At 55.3% G+C, this 16907-nt stretch carries 11 protein-coding genes; 8 read left to right on the forward strand and 3 right to left on the reverse strand.

All coding sequences use genetic code 11. The features are described from left to right. The first annotated feature begins 7 nt into the window (after positions 1–7). Positions 8–1369: an AmpG family muropeptide MFS transporter gene (locus ACN0YD_RS03630; protein ID WP_417317283.1), complete on the forward strand. Its 1362-nt coding sequence runs from the start codon at positions 8–10 to the stop codon at positions 1367–1369. 1 nt (position 1370) lies between these two features. On the opposite strand, the gene ACN0YD_RS03635 is transcribed toward ACN0YD_RS03630, so the two are convergent. Next, the gene (locus tag ACN0YD_RS03635) at positions 1371–1685 is read right to left on the reverse strand and encodes a hypothetical protein (RefSeq protein WP_417317284.1); all 315 of its coding nucleotides are present in this window, start codon (positions 1683–1685) and stop codon (positions 1371–1373) included. 407 nt (positions 1686–2092) lie between these two features. Between ACN0YD_RS03635 and ACN0YD_RS03640 the strand changes: the two genes are divergently transcribed. Beyond that, on the forward strand, positions 2093–2932 hold the full coding sequence (locus ACN0YD_RS03640) for a GNAT family N-acetyltransferase (protein ID WP_417317285.1): 840 nt from the start codon (positions 2093–2095) through the stop codon (positions 2930–2932). Between the two features lie 60 nt (positions 2933–2992). Here ACN0YD_RS03640 and ACN0YD_RS03645 read toward each other — a convergent pair whose 3' ends face one another. Together ACN0YD_RS03645 and ACN0YD_RS03650 are read right to left on the reverse strand one after the other, a co-directional pair. Then, positions 2993–4024, reverse strand: coding sequence for a DUF5700 domain-containing putative Zn-dependent protease (locus ACN0YD_RS03645; protein WP_417318840.1), 1032 nt, complete (start codon positions 4022–4024; stop codon positions 2993–2995). A 251-nt stretch (positions 4025–4275) separates the two neighbouring features. Beyond that, positions 4276–6564: an NADP-dependent malic enzyme gene (locus tag ACN0YD_RS03650; protein WP_417317286.1), complete on the reverse strand. Its 2289-nt coding sequence runs from the start codon at positions 6562–6564 to the stop codon at positions 4276–4278. Between the two features lie 295 nt (positions 6565–6859). On the opposite strand from ACN0YD_RS03650, the gene mutS reads away from it, so the two are divergent. The 6 genes from mutS to ACN0YD_RS03680 all read left to right on the forward strand — a co-directional run bounded on the left by mutS (position 6860) and on the right by ACN0YD_RS03680 (position 16858). Further along, positions 6860–9616 carry a DNA mismatch repair protein MutS gene (mutS, locus tag ACN0YD_RS03655; RefSeq protein ID WP_417317287.1) on the forward strand — a complete coding sequence of 919 codons (2757 nt, stop codon included), beginning with the start codon at positions 6860–6862 and terminating at the stop codon, positions 9614–9616. 12 nt (positions 9617–9628) lie between these two features. Continuing rightward, complete coding sequence (locus ACN0YD_RS03660) at positions 9629–12427, forward strand: [protein-PII] uridylyltransferase (protein ID WP_417317288.1); 2799 nt, start codon at positions 9629–9631, stop codon at positions 12425–12427. A gap of 36 nt (positions 12428–12463) precedes the next feature. Further along, positions 12464–14011, forward strand: a complete 1548-nt coding sequence (murJ, locus tag ACN0YD_RS03665) for a murein biosynthesis integral membrane protein MurJ (RefSeq protein WP_417317289.1) — start codon at positions 12464–12466, stop codon at positions 14009–14011. Between the two features lie 120 nt (positions 14012–14131). Further along, the gene (gene trpS, locus ACN0YD_RS03670) at positions 14132–15157 is read left to right on the forward strand and encodes a tryptophan--tRNA ligase (protein ID WP_417317290.1); all 1026 of its coding nucleotides are present in this window, start codon (positions 14132–14134) and stop codon (positions 15155–15157) included. Between the two features lie 55 nt (positions 15158–15212). Then, the gene (locus ACN0YD_RS03675) at positions 15213–15866 is read left to right on the forward strand and encodes a DUF4136 domain-containing protein (RefSeq protein WP_417317291.1); all 654 of its coding nucleotides are present in this window, start codon (positions 15213–15215) and stop codon (positions 15864–15866) included. Positions 15867–15892: 26 nt separating this feature from the next. Next, positions 15893–16858 (forward strand): DUF2333 family protein, encoded by a 966-nt coding sequence (locus ACN0YD_RS03680; protein ID WP_417317292.1) that lies wholly within the window; start codon positions 15893–15895, stop codon positions 16856–16858. Positions 16859–16907 lie beyond the last annotated feature (49 nt).

Raw genomic sequence — 16907 nt, forward strand, 5'->3', positions numbered from 1 at the left:
CCCGCCTGTGAAGATTTCCATTTCCAATCCCAAAAACTGGTGGGGCGCCATCGAAATCTATCGCCGTCCGCGCCTGATTGGCATTTTCGGCATGGGTATATCCAGCGGATTTCCTCTGACCCTTGTGCTCTCGACCCTCGGTTACTGGCTGAGCCAGGAAGGGGTAGATGCGGAAACCATCGGCCTGCTGGCGGTGGTGACTATGCCCTACAGCCTGAAATTCCTCTGGTCGCCGCTGATTGACTGGATCCGCTTGCCGGGCCTTGCCCGTATGTTCGGCCAGCGGCGGGCCTGGCTGTTTCTGATCCAGGCGGGCCTGACCGCAGCGATCCTGTTTCTGGGGTCGACCGATCCTGTCGAGGGGGCTCTGTTGACCGGCCTTGGCGCGCTGATGGTCTCTTTTATGAGTGCCTCCCAGGATATTGTGCTTGATGCCTACAGGATTGAAATTCTTGAGGATGAAGAGTTGCCCGCCGGAGCGGCGATGATCCAGTTTGGCTATCGGATCGGCAATTTTGTCTCCGGCGCAGGCGGGCTCTGGCTCGCGGCCGAATATGGCTGGCAGGCAGCCTATTATATTCTCAGCCTCCAGGTATTGTTCGGGGTCCTCCCTGCTGTTTTGCTCGGGGAGCCGAAACGGGACGGCCATGAACTGGTGGAACAGGAAACCGAGGCCGTCGAACACTGGCTCAAGGATGAAGTGCACGCCCCGACGGCACTCAGCCTGTTTGTGGAAAATTTTTACCTGAGTGTTGTTGTTCCGTTCAAGGAGTTCATGAGCCGTAACGGCTGGCTGCTGATCCTGCTGTTTATCATCCTGCTGAAGATCGGTGACGGCATGGCCTCGGTGATGACGCCAAAGCTGATTGTGGATCTGGGCTATGACAATAATGAAATCATCTTTGCCAACAAGACGGTTGGGTTCTTTGCTCTGCTGGTTGGCATTTTTGCCGGTGGCCTGTTGCTGAAAATAACCGGGACCTATCGCGGTCTGTTTATTTCGGCCGTTTTGATGATGGTCTCTAACCTCAGTTTCGCAGTGCTGGCGGAAGTGGGGCACGATGTGCCGCTTCTGGCTTTTGCTGTCGGGTTCGAGAATTTTGCCTCCGGCCTTGGCGGCACCCTGGCAATTGCCTATCTCTCGGGACTCTGCAATCTGGCCTATACGGCAACCCAGTATGCGCTGCTGTCGTCTGTGGCGTCGGTGGGGCGTAGTTTCCTTGCGGCACCGTCAGGTTTTGGGTATGTGGAATGGGGACCAACCGCTTTCTTCATTTTCACCACCATTGCCGCGCTGCCGGCAATCGGGCTTCTGTTCTGGATGCGGAAACTGGGATCTGTATCGGAAGACCTGCGGGTAAAGTCCTGATCTACATTTTCTTGGCCACAAGGCACAGGGGATCGCAGCGGAAGCGGTCCTTCCAGTGCAGCTTGAAGCCGTGCCGTTCCAACAGGTAAAAGAGCGAGCGACGGCCAAAGACGTGCTTCTGGCCCGGCAGGAGGGTGGGGGTGCGGAACCGGCTTTTGACCGGACAAAGGATCATCAGCATGCCGCCCTTTTTGAGGCTCACGTAGCGTGCAGAGAAATAGTTATTCAGGTCCTCCACAAAAATCGGCACATACAGGCTGCCTATCCCGTCCAGATCCCGGTCTTTGGGGGTGTAGATTTCGTCATCCAGGGGCATTGTAAAGGCGCTCTCACACCTTATATTAGTTCCGGAACAGTAACGATGTAACTGTAATAAACTTTTGTCCGTGTACTCTCTGCTGTATGTAGAGAGTGTGGAAAAAAGGCCGGGCTGGGACAAGTGCTCATATCCGCAAAAAGCGCAGAAAAGTGTCCCCGTTGCACTGTTTCGGGCAAGTCGGGCGCCGCAGGCGGGGCAGGATATAAGCTGATCAGCCATGGGAATAGTCCAGCCGTCGGATTTTACCGATCATTAACGTATAATTTCCCTTTCCTGTGTAAAGAGTTAAGCGGAAAATGGAACAGCGAATGTTAAAAAGCTGGGGTTTTTGCAAAAAAACTTTTACATTGCTGTCATGAAATTGACCCTGCAGGGGTCTATATATCAGGGTTATGAAACTGGATATGATGAAAGCAAACGCCGAAAAAATCAGATGGGATCAGTCCGACGAGGCTCCGATTCTTGTGAAATCCGGCGTTTATGAGGTTCGCCTAGCTCGTTCGGACGAGGAGGTGGCCGCCGCCCAGGCCCTGCGTTACAGGGTCTTTTACGAGGAAATGAAAGCGGTTCCTACGGAGGCCATGCGCACCGTGGCCCGGGATTTCGATGATTTCGACAATGTCTGTGACCATCTGCTGGCTTTTGACACCAGCAAGACGGGGGCGGACGCCGTGATCGCGACCTACCGGTTGCTACGGGAGGAAAAGGTGGACCGGATCGAGGATTTCTATTCCTCCCAGGAATATGACCTCTCCAGTCTCTTTTCCGAAAAATTCCGTGATGAAATGATCGGCGACCGGCAACTGCTCGAACTGGGACGCAGCTGTGTACATGCGGACTATCGCACCAATAATGTGATGCAGCTGATGTGGCGCGCCATCGCCCGCTATATTGAAAAACACCGGATTGCCTATCTGTTCGGCTGCGCGAGCCTGCCCGGCATCAATCCGGAAGATCTCAAGCTGCAATTGAGTTATCTCTATAACAGCCATAAAACCCCTGACGACTATAACGTCCCGGCGGTGGGGGCGCGTTACCGCAAGATGGATTATATGACGCCGGCGGAATATGACGACCGCATGGCGCGTCGGGCCCTGGCGCCGCTGATCAAGGGATATCTCCGGCTCGGCTGTTACATCGGCGACGGGGCGGTGATTGATGAACAGTTCAATACCACCGACGTCTTTATCCTGTTGCCGGTGGACAGCATTCAGCGCCGTTACCTGGGACTGTTTGACAATTAGGATATTGCCCGGAGGTTCTTGATAAAAAGAACGAAAGCCCGCAGGTCCTGCGGGCTTTTTTTAACGGCAGTCGGTTCTGTCTTTTTCAAGTTTGATGACTTCAGAACGGGTCGCGGGCCCGAGGGCGGGAAGTGCACTGTCCTTTTTCGTAAGGTCCAGATAATCCAGAAACAGGACTTCCGGGGAAGTTTCCAGGCGGCAAACAAGATGGGGGCGACCAAAAGCCTCATCCACGGCACCTATAACGGTTTGTCCAATCGCATAAAAGGGCGCATCGAAGGAACCGGAAAAGCCGATGTTATAAACCTCTTTATAGCGCTCCCCGTCCTGGTTTCCCCCCAGATGGCTTATGGCCATTTCCAGCAGAGTGAAATTCAGCGGCATGCGATGGTGGTTGATCCGGAGGCTGCGTTTGCTTGCCCGGCTGTAGCGGGCGTCGCTGTCCACTTTATTGAAGTCGGCGAGAGTGCTTGCGGCACCTTCCCGGATGGCTTCGAACATGATCAACCTGACAGGATCGTTTTCCGGGGCGGGCGGCATAAATTCATTCTGGACGGCATGATAGGTTTCATGGGCGATCAGAAAGGTCATGCCTTCCGGGTCGTCCCGGATGCAGGGCAGGTCGATGTAGAAATCATCCCCGACCGCCCAGCCGCCGCAGGACGGCGTGCCGACCGCTACCACGGCGCTCCCTGAAAAGTCGGTGTCTCCGGGGCTGAAAGGCGCAATCATACGCGCGACGCGGGCAGATGTTTCGGCCTGCGTTTCAGAGAGTTTGTCGAGCAGATCATTAATTTCCTGCCGATTGTTCATCACGTCGTTGAAACGAAAATAATCCCGGTCGATCTTTTGACATCCCGCGGCTTTTCGCCGGGCGTCAAGATAGTTGTCCATGGTGATATAATTCCGGAACTTTCTGAAATGGGTCAGCATATCCCGAATGGCCGGGTTGTGTCTGATGGCGTCTTCATCGATGTCTCTGCCGCTGCAAATGTCCGCCATCACATTTCGGGCAAGGCTCGTATCCAGCCTGACTGTAATATCGGCATGGGCCGGAGATAATGTTCCGGCCAGCAGGCAGATAGATATCATCACTGCGTTTCTTTTCAGGATAAGCCGCATTCTGTTCTCCCCTTGCTTTGTTGAGGAGAGGATAGAGCAGAAGATCCCTGGAAGGCAAGGCTGCTGCGACAGGAGGGGGCAGCCTTGCGACGAGGACGGCCATATTGATGATCCCGGAAGCATATGACCCCATTGATTGTGGGTTATTTCGGATTCTTTATTTAGCCCTCACCCCGACCCTCTCCCAGAGGAGAGGGCAGGGTGAGGGTGACAATTTGAAATCAGCCGCCGGTTTTTTCCCGCACCATATTCACGTTATGGGCGGCAAGGGCGGCCATATTGATGATCTCGGAGGCATAGGACCCCATGGGCACGATCTGCACCGAATGGCTGAGTCCGACCAGCATGGGGCCGATCACGGTGCCGCCGCCCATTTCCCGAAACAGTTTGGTGGAAATATTGGCTGAATGCATGCCCGGCATGATCAGCACGTTGGCCGGGCCACTGAGGCGGCAGAAGGGGTATTTCTCCATGATTTCCGGGTTGAGCGCCACACCGGGATGCATTTCGCCCTCATATTCGAAATCGACCTTGCGGCTGTCCAGAATATGCACGCCCTCGCGGGAATGCTGGGCCAGGATTCCGCCTTCCGGGTTGCCGAAATTGGTATAGGACATCAGCGCCACCCGGGGTTCAATACCGAAGTGGCGGACGATTTCCGCCGCATGCTCGGCGGTATCGGCCATGTCTTCGCCAGTGGGCAGCTCATTGATGGCGGTATCGGCGACAAAGATCGTCCGGTCGCCCTTGACCATGATGCTGATGCCCATGGCGCGACGGCCCGGGATCGGGTCGATCACTTTCATCACACTGTCCAGCGCCGCCGCATAATGACGCACATGGCCGGTGATCATGGCGTCCGCATCGCCCATGGCCAGCATGCAGGCGGCGAACACGTTGCGATCGGTTTCCACCAGCCTCATGCAGTCACGGAACAGATAGCCTTTGCGCTGCAGCTTGTTGAACAGGAACTCCGCATATTTCCGGCTCTTGTCACTGCTACGGGCATGATGGATTTCAATCTTGTCATTCCGGTCATGGCCCATATGTTCCAGCAGGTCGCGAATTTTCTTTTCATGGCCGATCAGGATGATCTTGCCGAAACCGTTCTGTTCAAAGCCGAGCGCGGCGCGCAGCACCGTTTCCTCGTCGCCTTCGGTAAAGACTACCCGCTTGGGGTCCTGGTCCAGCTTGTCATAGATCATCTGCAGGGTGCCGGTGGTCGGGTTCAACCGGGCGGCAAGCTCTTTGCGGTATTCTGCAATGTCGATGATTGGCCGGCTCGCCACTCCTGAATCCATCGCTGCCTGGGCCACGGCCGGGCTGATGGAACTGATCAGGCGCGGATCAAAGGGTGCCGGGATGATGTATTTGGGGCCGTATTTGGGATGTTCGCCCGCATAGGCCGAGGCGACCTCGTCCGGCACGTCCTCACGCGCCAGCTCGGCAATGGCGCGGGCGGCGGCGATTTTCATCTCGTCATTGATACGGGTGGCGCGAACGTCCAGTGCGCCCCGGAAAATATAGGGAAAGCCGAGAACGTTGTTGACCTGGTTGGGATAGTCGGAACGTCCGGTAGCGACAATGGCGTCGGAGCGCACGGCTTCCACTTCCTCGGGGGTGATTTCCGGATCCGGGTTGGCCATGGCGAAAATGATCGGCCTATCGGCCATACTGGCCACCATGTCCTGGGTCACCGCGCCCTTGACGGACAGGCCGAGGAATACGTCGGCCCCTTTCAAGGCCTCTTCCAGGCTTCTGGCTTTGGTTGTGACCGCATGGGCCGACTTCCACTGGTTCATGCCTTCCTTGCGATCGTGATAGATCACGCCCTTGCTGTCACACATGATCACATTGTTGTGGGGCACCCCCATGGCCTTGATCAGTTCGGTACAGGCAATGGCGGCGGCCCCCGCGCCGTTGACCACGACGGTGACGTCCTTGATATCGCGGCCGGTCAGGTCCAGGGCATTGATGATCCCGGCCGCGCAGATGATGGCAGTGCCGTGCTGGTCGTCATGAAAGACGGGGATATCCATTTCCTCACGCAGGCGCTGCTCGATGATGAAACATTCCGGGGCCTTGATGTCTTCCAGATTGATGCCGCCGAAGCTGGGGCCGAGACAGCGCACACAGTTGATGAATTCCTCAGCATCCTTGCTGTCCACCTCCAGGTCGATGGAATCCACATCGGCGAAGCGCTTGAACAGGACCGACTTTCCTTCCATCACCGGCTTGGAGGCCAGCGGCCCGAGATTGCCGAGCCCGAGGATGGCGGAGCCGTCCGAAATTACCGCCACCAGATTACCCTTGGCGGTATAGTCCCAGGCCGCAGCGGGATTGTCGGCAATGGCGCGCACGGGGGCCGCCACACCCGGGGAATAGGCCAGCGACAGGTCGCGCTGGGTGGCCATGGATTTGCTGGCGATGATTTCGATTTTCCCGGGACGCCCTGCGGAATGGTAATGCAGGGCTTCCTTGTCGCCGAATTGGGATTTCTTGTCCGTCATGTTTTAACCCGTTTTCTAAGTCTTGTTCCTCTAGCTTCCTCATCGCTCTGCCGGTTTTATTTTTTTATTCCTGTTTCCCAGCAGGAATTGCTTTCCCGGATTGAAGGCGATAGAGTCTCATCCCTGATCCAATAAGTAAAACAGGCCCGATGATAACATGGACCCGTTCTATAAAATAGGATCGGCAAGGTAATATAAATACCTATATGAAACCTATATTGAAATTTTTTAACAAAAACAACCTTAAAATCTGATTGAAAATTATTTTCCCACATTTTCTTTAATGACGATCACTATGGACAAAATTACGGCTGCAGTACCGGATTCAGGGCAGGACAGGGGCCAATCCGTCAAAAAGACGAAAAAAGAATCCTCCAAACCCGCCAAAGTTACACCGATGATGGAGCAGTTCCTCGAGATCAAGGGGGCCCATCCGGATTACCTTTTGTTTTACCGCATGGGGGATTTTTACGAGCTGTTTTTTGACGATGCGGTTGAGGCATCCGAGGCGCTGGACATCACCCTGACCAAGCGGGGCAAGCATGAGGACCAGGATATCCCCATGTGCGGGGTGCCCGTGCATGCGGCGGAAAGCTATCTGGCGCGTCTGATCCGCAAGGGTTTCAAGGTGGCGGTCTGTGAACAGATGGAAGATCCTGCCGAAGCCAGGAAGCGGGGTGCCAAGGCAGTGGTGCGCCGGGATGTGATCCGGCTGGTGACGCCGGGGACCATTACCGAGGAAAACCTTCTGGATGCCCGCCAGCACAATTATCTGGCGGCTCTTTGTGTCGTGCAGGGAAGTTATGCCCTGGCCTGGCTTGATATTTCCACCGGTGATTTTCATGTGAGCGGCATTGATCCTGCCAATCTGGATGCGGAGCTTGCCCGCCTGCGACCCGGTGAGATCATTTTGCCTTCGGCGCTTCTTACGGACGAGAAAATCCATCACGTGCTGGAGGAATGGGCGGAACGGCTGAGTCCCCAGGATACGGGTGGTTTTGACAGCCGTCTGGCGGAAAAAAGGCTCAAGGATTATTTCGGGGTTTCGGTGCTGGACGGGCTTGGCACTTTCGGCAGGTCGGAAATGGCTGCCTGCGGCGCGTTGCTTGACTATGTGACGGAAACCCAGAAGGGCAAGGCGCCGAAACTGTCCAGGCCGGTGCCGGTGGGCGAAGACAGCACCATGATGATCGACGGAGCAACCCGGCGCAATCTGGAACTGAGCACCACTTTGGGCGGCGAGAAAAAGGGCAGCCTTCTGAGCGTCATTGACCGGACGGTGAGCGGCGCCGGGGCGCGTCTTCTGGCAACGCGGCTGAGCGCCCCGCTGATGGATCCGGAACTGATCAACCGCAGGCTCGACAAGGTCAGCTTCTTTCTCGAGGAGGAGGCCTTCAGACGTGAATGCCGCGAGCTTCTGAAAAAATGCCCGGATATGGAGCGGGCCCTGTCCCGTCTGTCCGTGGGACGCGGCGGACCCCGGGACCTGGCCGCCATTCGCGACGGGCTTGCCCAGTCCGATGAACTGAACAAAAAGTTGCGAAATGTCTGCGACCGCCAGGCGCGGGAAAATATCCTGCCGCCGCTGGAACTGGACGAGATCATGGCCCAAATGGGCGATCACAGCGCCCTGATCGAGCTTTTGTCCCGCGCGCTGGCCGAAGAATTGCCGACGATTATCCGGGATGGTAATTTCATCGCCGCCGGCTTTCACGAAGAACTTGATGAATATCGTCAACTTCGTGACCAGAGCCGACAGATGATTGCGGCACTGGAAAACGATTATCGGGACAAGACAGGAATTAGTGGCCTCAAGGTCCGGCACAACAATGTGCTGGGCTATTATATCGAAGTGACGGCCACCCATGCAGACAAGATGATGGCGCCGCCCCTGTCTGAAGAATTTATTCACCGCCAGACCCTGGCCAATGCGGTTCGCTTCAACAGTACGGAACTGGCCAGACTGGCCAGCAAAATTGGCCAGGCCGGAGCCCGGTCGCTGGAACTCGAACATGAACTGTTCGAACAGCTCACCGGAACCCTTCTGGCGGACTGGGAGGCCATTACCCGGGCAGCCCGCTCTCTGGCACGGCTGGATGTGGCGTCTTCCCTGGCGGAGCTTGCCGCGGTGCGCAACTATGCCCGTCCGAAGGTGGACGATAGTCTGACCTTCGAGATCGAGGGCGGTCGCCATCCGGTGGTGGAAGCGGCGCTTGTGCAAGGGCAGCAGGGGCATTTCGTGGCCAATGACTGTGACCTGACGGGGGAAAACAAGTTGTGGCTGATCACCGGTCCCAACATGGCCGGTAAAAGCACTTTCCTGCGCCAGAATGCCCTGATCGCCATCATGGCGCAAATGGGGGGATTTGTGCCCGCCCGCAGCGCCCATATCGGGGTGGTGGATCGACTGTTCAGCCGGGTCGGCGCCAGTGACGATCTGGCCCGGGGAAGATCCACTTTCATGGTGGAAATGGTGGAAACCGCCGCTATTCTCAATCAGGCGGGGGAACGCTCTCTGGTTATCCTGGACGAGATCGGCCGGGGAACCGCCACCTATGACGGCCTGTCCATCGCCTGGGCGGCTGTGGAACACCTGCATGAGGTCAATCGCTGCCGTGGCCTTTTTGCCACTCACTACCATGAAATGACGGCTTTGGCCTCGAAACTGGACAATTTATCCCTACATTATATGAAGGTCAGGGAATGGGAAGGCGAGGTGGTTTTCCTGCATGAAGTAGGCCCGGGCGCCGCCGATAGATCCTATGGCATCCAGGTGGCCAGATTGGCGGGACTGCCGGCGGTGGTCATCAAGCGGGCGAGACAGGTTCTGGACAGTCTGGAACAGGGCGAACAGGGTACCAGCAAGGGCCGCAAGATGGATCTTCTTGCGGATGAATTACCACTTTTTTCAGCTTTTCAGTCCACAATGGCGACGGAAGAAAATTCCCGCTCTGAAGCGGACGAACTGCTGGAGACCATAAATCCGGACGACCTTGCGCCCCGGGAAGCACTGGAGCTTCTTTACAGGCTCAAGGAACTATCGGATAAATAATCAGGGCAAAATATGCGAAAAGTCAGAAACCACAGGAAAATCATTGATCCGCTGAAGCTCCGCCAGGAGTTCGAGCGGCTGAAGCCGGATCATACGCCTGACTCGATCCGCATGCCATTGCTGGATCTGCTGAAAAACAGTTACCAACAGGGCTTCGACGAAGTTCGCCGCCGCTGCGAGGCGGGGGAAAGCGGTATGGTTCTGGTTCGGGCGCAAAGTTACCTCACTGACGAGATCATCAAGTTTATTTATGAAGTGACTGCCGGGTTCGTCTATTACCAGCCCAATCCGACCAAGTATCAGCAGCTTTGCCTGGTGGCCATCGGCGGATACGGCCGGGCGGAGATGGCGCCCTATTCGGATATCGACCTGTTGTTCCTGCTGCCCTACAAGCAGACCCCCTGGGGGGAGCAGGTGGTGGAATATATGCTCTATCTCATGTGGGACATGGGTCTGAAGGTGGGCCATGCCACGCGGACAATCAATGAATCTATCCGTTTGTCAAAGCAGGACCTGACCATCAGAACCTCGCTTCTGGAAGCCCGCTATATCTGGGGGCAGAAAGAGCTGTTTGACGAGTTTCTCACCCGCTATGACAAGGAAGTGATCGCCGGGCACGAGCCGGAGTTCATCGAACAGAAACTGGCCGAGCGGGATGAACGCCACCACAAAATGGGCGACAGCCGCTATGTGGTGGAACCTAATATCAAGGACGGCAAGGGCGGTTTGCGCGACCTGCAGACGCTCTACTGGATTTCAAAATTTATCTATGGCGTGCATTCGGTTTCGGAAGTGGTGAAAAAAGGCGTTTTCTCCAAGGAGGAATACCGCCAGTTTCAGAAAGCTGCCCGGTTTCTCTATACTGTCCGCTGTCACCTGCATTTCCTGATGGGCCGGCCCGAGGAACGCATAACTTTTGATGTACAGAAAGTTCTGGCGGAACGGCTGGGCTATACTGACCGCCCGGCATCGTCCGGTGTTGAACGTTTCATGAAGCATTATTTCCTGATGGCCAAGAATGTGGGTGACCTGACCCGTATCTTCTGCTCCTATCTGGAGGCCAAGCACAAGCGCAAACCTCGCCTCAGAATGCCCGCATTTGGTCTCAAGAAAAAGAAAATCGACGGCTTTTCCGTGGACGGCAGTCGCATTTCGGTGAGCAGCGCCAAGACCTTCGCAGATAATCCTGTAGAGATGATCCGCATCTTCTATGTGGCTCAGAAATACAATTTGGATATTCATCCCCGCGCCCTGCGTCTGATCCGGCAAAATCTCAAGCTTATCAATCGTGAGGTGCGTAATGATCCGGTGGCCAACCATCTGTTTCTGGAAATTCTGACCTATCGGAAAGGCCCCGGGTTTATCCTGCGCATGATGAATGAAGCAGGTGTTTTCGGCCGGTTCGTGCCCGATTTTGGCCGGGTCGTGGCCCAGATGCAGTATGACATGTATCATGTCTATACGGTGGACGAGCATACCATCCGGGCCATAGAGCTGCTTTCCGAAGTGGAGCAGGGCACCCTGGCGGAGGACCATCCGCTGGCAAATGAAATCATTCACAAGGTGATCTCCCGGCGGGTCCTTTATGTCGCGGTGCTGCTGCATGATATTGCCAAGGGACGCAAGGGGGATCATTCGGTGCTGGGCGAGGAAGTGGCGCGCAAGCTCTGCCCCCGCTTCGGTCTGAGCGCGGCGGAGACGGAAACCGTTGCCTGGCTGGTGCGCTGGCATTTGCTGATGACCATGGTGGCTTTCAAGCGCGATCTTAATGATCCGAAAACCATTGCTGATTTTTCCAAGGAAGTTCAGAGCCCCGAGCGGCTCAGGCTGCTGCTTGTGCTGACGGTGGTGGATATCCGTGCGGTGGGGCCGAAAATCTGGAACGGATGGAAGGGGCAGCTGCTCAGGGAGCTATACTATAACTCCGAGGAATATCTTCTTGGCGGTCAGATCGAAGGCGGTCATCAGCATCGCATCCGGGAAACCATCTCCAACCTGAGAGAGGATCTGTCAGACTGGACCGACGAGGAATTCGAGACATTTACCGGGAGATTTTATGACAACTTCTGGCTGGCGCTGGATGATGCCCATCTGGTGCGTCTTGCCGAAACCGTCCGTCAGGCGGACGAGGCGGGGGAGAGCCTGTATATTACCACCCGGTCTGACGAATTCAGGGAAATTACCGTACTGACCGTCTATACACCGGACCATCCCGGTCTGTTCGCCCGTATCACCGGTGCGATAGCCGTCAGCGGCGCTTCCATTCAGGACGCCAAGATTTTTACCACCAAGGACGGCATGGCGCTGGATACTTTCTGGATACAGGAAAGTGACGAAAGTGCCTTTGATGACACGACAAAGCAAAAAAAATTGAAAGACAATATTCGCGAGACCCTGCTGGGTAATATTCTGCCCAGGGAAGTTTTGGCCCAGCGCCGCAAAAACAAGCTCAGTAAGCGAACTGCCGTCTTTACAGTGGAACCGGTCGTGCTGGTGGATAACAATGCCAGCAACACCTTTACAGTGATCGAGGTGAACGGTCTTGACCGCGTCGGCTTCCTTTATGATCTTTCCCGGACGCTGATGGATATGAAAGTAACCATCGGTAGTGCCCATATCGCCACTTATGGAGAGAGGGCCATTGCGGTTTTCTTCCTGAAAGACCTGTTTGGCCATAAAATTACGCACAAACAGAAGCTTGCACAGATCGAGAAAAAACTTCTGGAAGTCTTGTCAGAGGATAAAAGCTCGGGCAGAGTGGGCCGGAAAAAGTCGGAAAAAACACAAAAATCAGTTCGGGAAGCCTCCTGAGGGTCCCCGGTCGACACAGGGAAGTGTTTCGCTCGCATGTCCATTCTTAAAGCCACCGCCATATTCGGCAGTTTCACTTTTCTGAGCCGTATTCTCGGGTTTGTCCGCGATATTCTGATGGCGTCCATTCTGGGCGCAGGCATGGTGGCGGACTGTTTCGTGGTGGCGTTCAAGTTGCCCAATTTCTTCCGCAGGCTTTTTGCCGAGGGGGCCTTTAGTGCCGCCTTTGTGCCGATCTTCTCCGCCACCCTTGAACAGGATGGCCAGGAGGAAGCCGTGGTTTTTGCCGAAGAGGCCTTCGCCGGTCTCATGGTGGTCCTGTTGCTGCTGGTCGGGCTGATGGAAATTTTCGCTCCGGCGGTGATTTATGTACTGGCGGGCGGTTTCGCCGATGATACGGTCAAATTTGATCTTGCGGTGCTGCTGACCCGGATCACTTTTCCCTTTATTTTGTTTATCTCGCTGGTTTCCCTGCTCGGCGGTATTCTGAATTCACTCGGCCGTTTTGCGGAAACCGCGGCCATGCCCATCATTCTGAATATTTTCCTGATTTCGGCGCTGGTGTTTTTCGCCAACCGTCTGGAAACACCGGCCCATGCGCTGGCCATTGCTGTCTCTCTGGCGGGATTTGTCCAGCTTGTCTGGCTCTGGCGGGCCTGCCGCAAGGCGGGCTACCGCATTCGCATTAAATGGCCGCATATGACGCCGAAAGTGCGTGAACTTCTGCGGATCATGGGACCGGCGGCTCTTGGTGCCGGGGTGATACAGCTCAACCTGATGCTGGATATGATCCTGGCCTCGCATCTGCCGGACGGGTCCATGTCCTTTCTGTTTTATGCGGACCGGCTCAATCAGTTGCCCATCGGGGTGATCGGTGTGGCGCTGGGTACGGTTCTTCTGCCCATGCTGTCCCGGGAAATTGCTGCCGGCAACGGCCATCAGGTCATTCACAGCCAGAACCGGGCTATCGAGATGGGGCTGTTTCTGACGGTACCGGCCGCCGTGGCCTTTATCGTGGTGCCTTACGAACTGATCCACGTGCTTCTGGAACGTAACCGTTTTACGGCGGAAGATACATTGCAGACGTCCCTGGCTCTTGCGGCCTATGCGGCCGGGCTCCCGGCCTATGTATTGGCCAAGGTCTTCAGTCCGGGCTACTTTGCCCGCAAGGATACCAGAACGCCGGTAAAATTTGCCATGATTGCGCTGGTGGCCAATGTGATCCTCAATATTGCCCTGATGATTCCACTTAAGCACGTGGGGCTTGCCCTGGCCACGGCCATTTCCGCCTGGCTCAATGTGGCGCTGCTCTGCGGCGGACTTGTCCGGCGCGGCCATTTCCATTTTGACAAACAGGCCCTGGGCAGGCTGACCCGCTATGTGATCTGCAGTCTCCTGATGGGAGCTGTCGTCTGGTACGTATCCACACTGACAGCACCCCTGATCGGCGGCGCTTTTTATGAAAAAATTACCGGGATCGCGGTCCTGGTCATGACGGGCATCGTCACCTATATTCTGCTTGCCTTTCTCACCGGGGCTATCCGCAAGGAGGATCTGGCGATCCTGCGGCGCAGAAAAATCTGATATCTGACATTTCCTATCGAGAGTCTTCTTGACCCTGTCACAATATGTGGCCATAAATCCTGCATATTTCATCGCCAACTCGGGGCATGTCCAAAATGCCTCATAAAAGGAATAACAAAGATGACAGAGTCAAAACCGTCTTCATTTCACCAGCGTGTTTTCTCCGGGGTGCAGCCTTCAGGTAACCTGACCCTCGGCAACTATCTGGGTGCCATCCGCAACTGGGTTGGCCTGCAGAAAAACTATGAAAGTATATTCTGTGTCGTGGACATGCATGCCATCACCGTGTGGCAGGATCCCGGGGAATTGCGCCGGGCAACCCGTGAAGTGGCGGCCGGCATGATTGCCTGTGGCGTCGATCCTAAAGAGTCCATCATCTTTAACCAGAGCCAGGTGGGGCAACATGCGGAACTGGCCTGGATTTTCAACTGTGTAGCACGGCTCGGCTGGTTAAACCGCATGACCCAGTTCAAGGAAAAAGCCGGCAAGAACAAGGAGCGGGCCAGTGTGGGGCTTTATGTCTATCCCAGCCTGATGGCGGCGGACATTCTGCTTTATAAGGCGACCCATGTGCCGGTGGGCGAGGATCAGAAACAGCATCTTGAACTGACCCGGGATATTGCCCAGAAGTTCAACAATGATTACGGCGTGGACTTTTTTCCCGAGGTGGAGCCCCTGATTCTGGGGGAGGCGACCCGTGTCATGTCGCTCAGGGACGGGACAAACAAGATGAGCAAGTCCGATCCCTCTGATATGTCACGCATCAACCTGACCGATGACCGGGATACCATAGCCAAGAAGATCAGAAAGGCGCGGACGGACAGCGAGCCGCTGCCGGAAACACCGGACGGGCTGGAAGGGCGGCCGGAAGCCAAAAACCTGATCACCATATATGGCGCTTTATCGGACCGAACGTCGGCGGAAGTCTGCAGTCTCTATGCCGGCAAGGGTTTTGCCGACTTCAAGCGTGACCTGGCCGATCTCAGTGTAGAAGTGCTTGGCCCCATTACCGAGGAAATGAAGCGGATGACGGAGGAAAAAACCTTTGTGGACGGCCTTCTCAGGGAAGGGGCCCAGAAGGCGGCTGAACTTGCCGAACCGATCCTTCAGGAGGTTCACGAAATTGTTGGTTTCTTGAAACCGTGATTTGGGGTTATTATATCAAAAGATAGTGTGGGTCAGGGAAAGGAAGGTTAGGTTCATGAGTAAAGTGATGAAGAGCGTTTTTGCGCTCTGTCTTGTCGGCATGCTTTCAGCCTGTGGTCAGACGTTTACTTCCAATGTGACTAGTTTTCACTCTCTACCGAGACCGGCCGGGGAAAAGATCGTTATTGTTCCCATGGATGAAAGCCTTCAGGGAAGTCTGGAGTTTGCGACTTATGCCAATATCCTCGGTAACGAGCTTGGCAAACTGGGCTATAAGCCGGCCAGCGGCGGAACCGCGGATTTGATCGTCGAGCTGGACTATGGCATCGATGATGGCAAGGTTTTTGTGCGCTCCTTTGGCGGATATTCACCCCACAGTTACTGGGGCTGGCCCTATTATGATCCCTTCTACTACCCCTACTATGGCTATTACTATGGCTACTGGCCGCACCGGTCCTGGTATTATGGCGGCTTCCACAATCGTCCTGAAGTCAGAAGTTATGTGAAATACACCCGGGTCCTCAAGGTGAATATCCGGCCCAATTTCAAAGGTGCCAAGAACCTCTATGAAGGCCGGGTCGAAGGTATCGGGCGGAGCAACGATCTGACGGAACTGGTACCGCTGATGATTCGTACCCTGTTCCAGAATTTCCCGGGCACAAGCGGTACCACCCAGAAAGTCGTGCTTGATCTGGATAAAGACAAGTAACAGATAACCAGCCGGGGGAGAGGCCCATGTGGCAGAAGTTTACGGATTTCAGATACTGGATTGCGGACCATATGAGTTTCTCTCTGGTCCGTGGCCTTCTGCTTGGGCTGATCGTATTGGTCATTCTCTATTTTATCCTCGGCGCTGTCCTGATTCACAGGATCAGTGACGATCCGGAATTCAGGCCGGACAACTATGGACAACGGGGAACTTCCAGCCATGCGGTGGCCATGGCGGCGGCTCTCGTCGATCGGGAAGTCAACCAGAACTCCTGGATAAGCAATGATCCCTTTTTCTATCCCAGCGCCCTTCTTGACAATATGGCGCATTATCAACAGGGAATTATTTCCGTGGTGGCGCGTTTCAGCTTTGATCTCAAGGATCAACTGGGCCGGACCCGGGGGTCCAGTATGGAAGACGCTGATCTGAAAAGTGCCTCCAGCGCCCTTCAATATGCCGGAGACCAGTGGATATGGGAGCCGTCCATTTCCCTGTTGCCGGTCTCTTCATCCGAGGCCCAGTATCGGGCAGGACTTGTCAAGCTCAGGTCCTATAACAAGAAGCTGGCGGACGGAACGGCTGTCTTTGAACGGCGCGGCGACAATCTCCAGGCTACTCTGGAGCGATTTGCTGTGGATGTCGGGGCATCATCAGCCAGCATTGACCGGCATATCCGGGAAGGCTTCGGTTGCATGTTCGATATGGAAGCCGACGACATTTTCTATAATATCAAGGGGCAGGCCTACGCTTATTATATGATCCTGAGTGGCCTGCGCCGGGATTTTGACCAGATTGTTTCTGATCGCGAACTTGGCACGACCTGGGATGAAATGGATAAAAGCCTGCAGGCGATCATTGCCCTTGATCCGGTGGTTGTATCCAACTGTTCACCGGACGCCATGTTTTTGCCCAATCATCTGGCTGCGGAAGGCTTCTACCTGCTTCGGGCCAGAACCCAGCTCAAGGAACTGGTCAACATCCTGCTGAAATAATTCCTGTTGCCATTTCCTCCCTGCGGGTGGCACAATATGCCAAAGATAT

The organism is Emcibacter sp. (assembly GCF_048269205.1).
Classification (GTDB): domain Bacteria; phylum Pseudomonadota; class Alphaproteobacteria; order Sphingomonadales; family Emcibacteraceae; genus Emcibacter.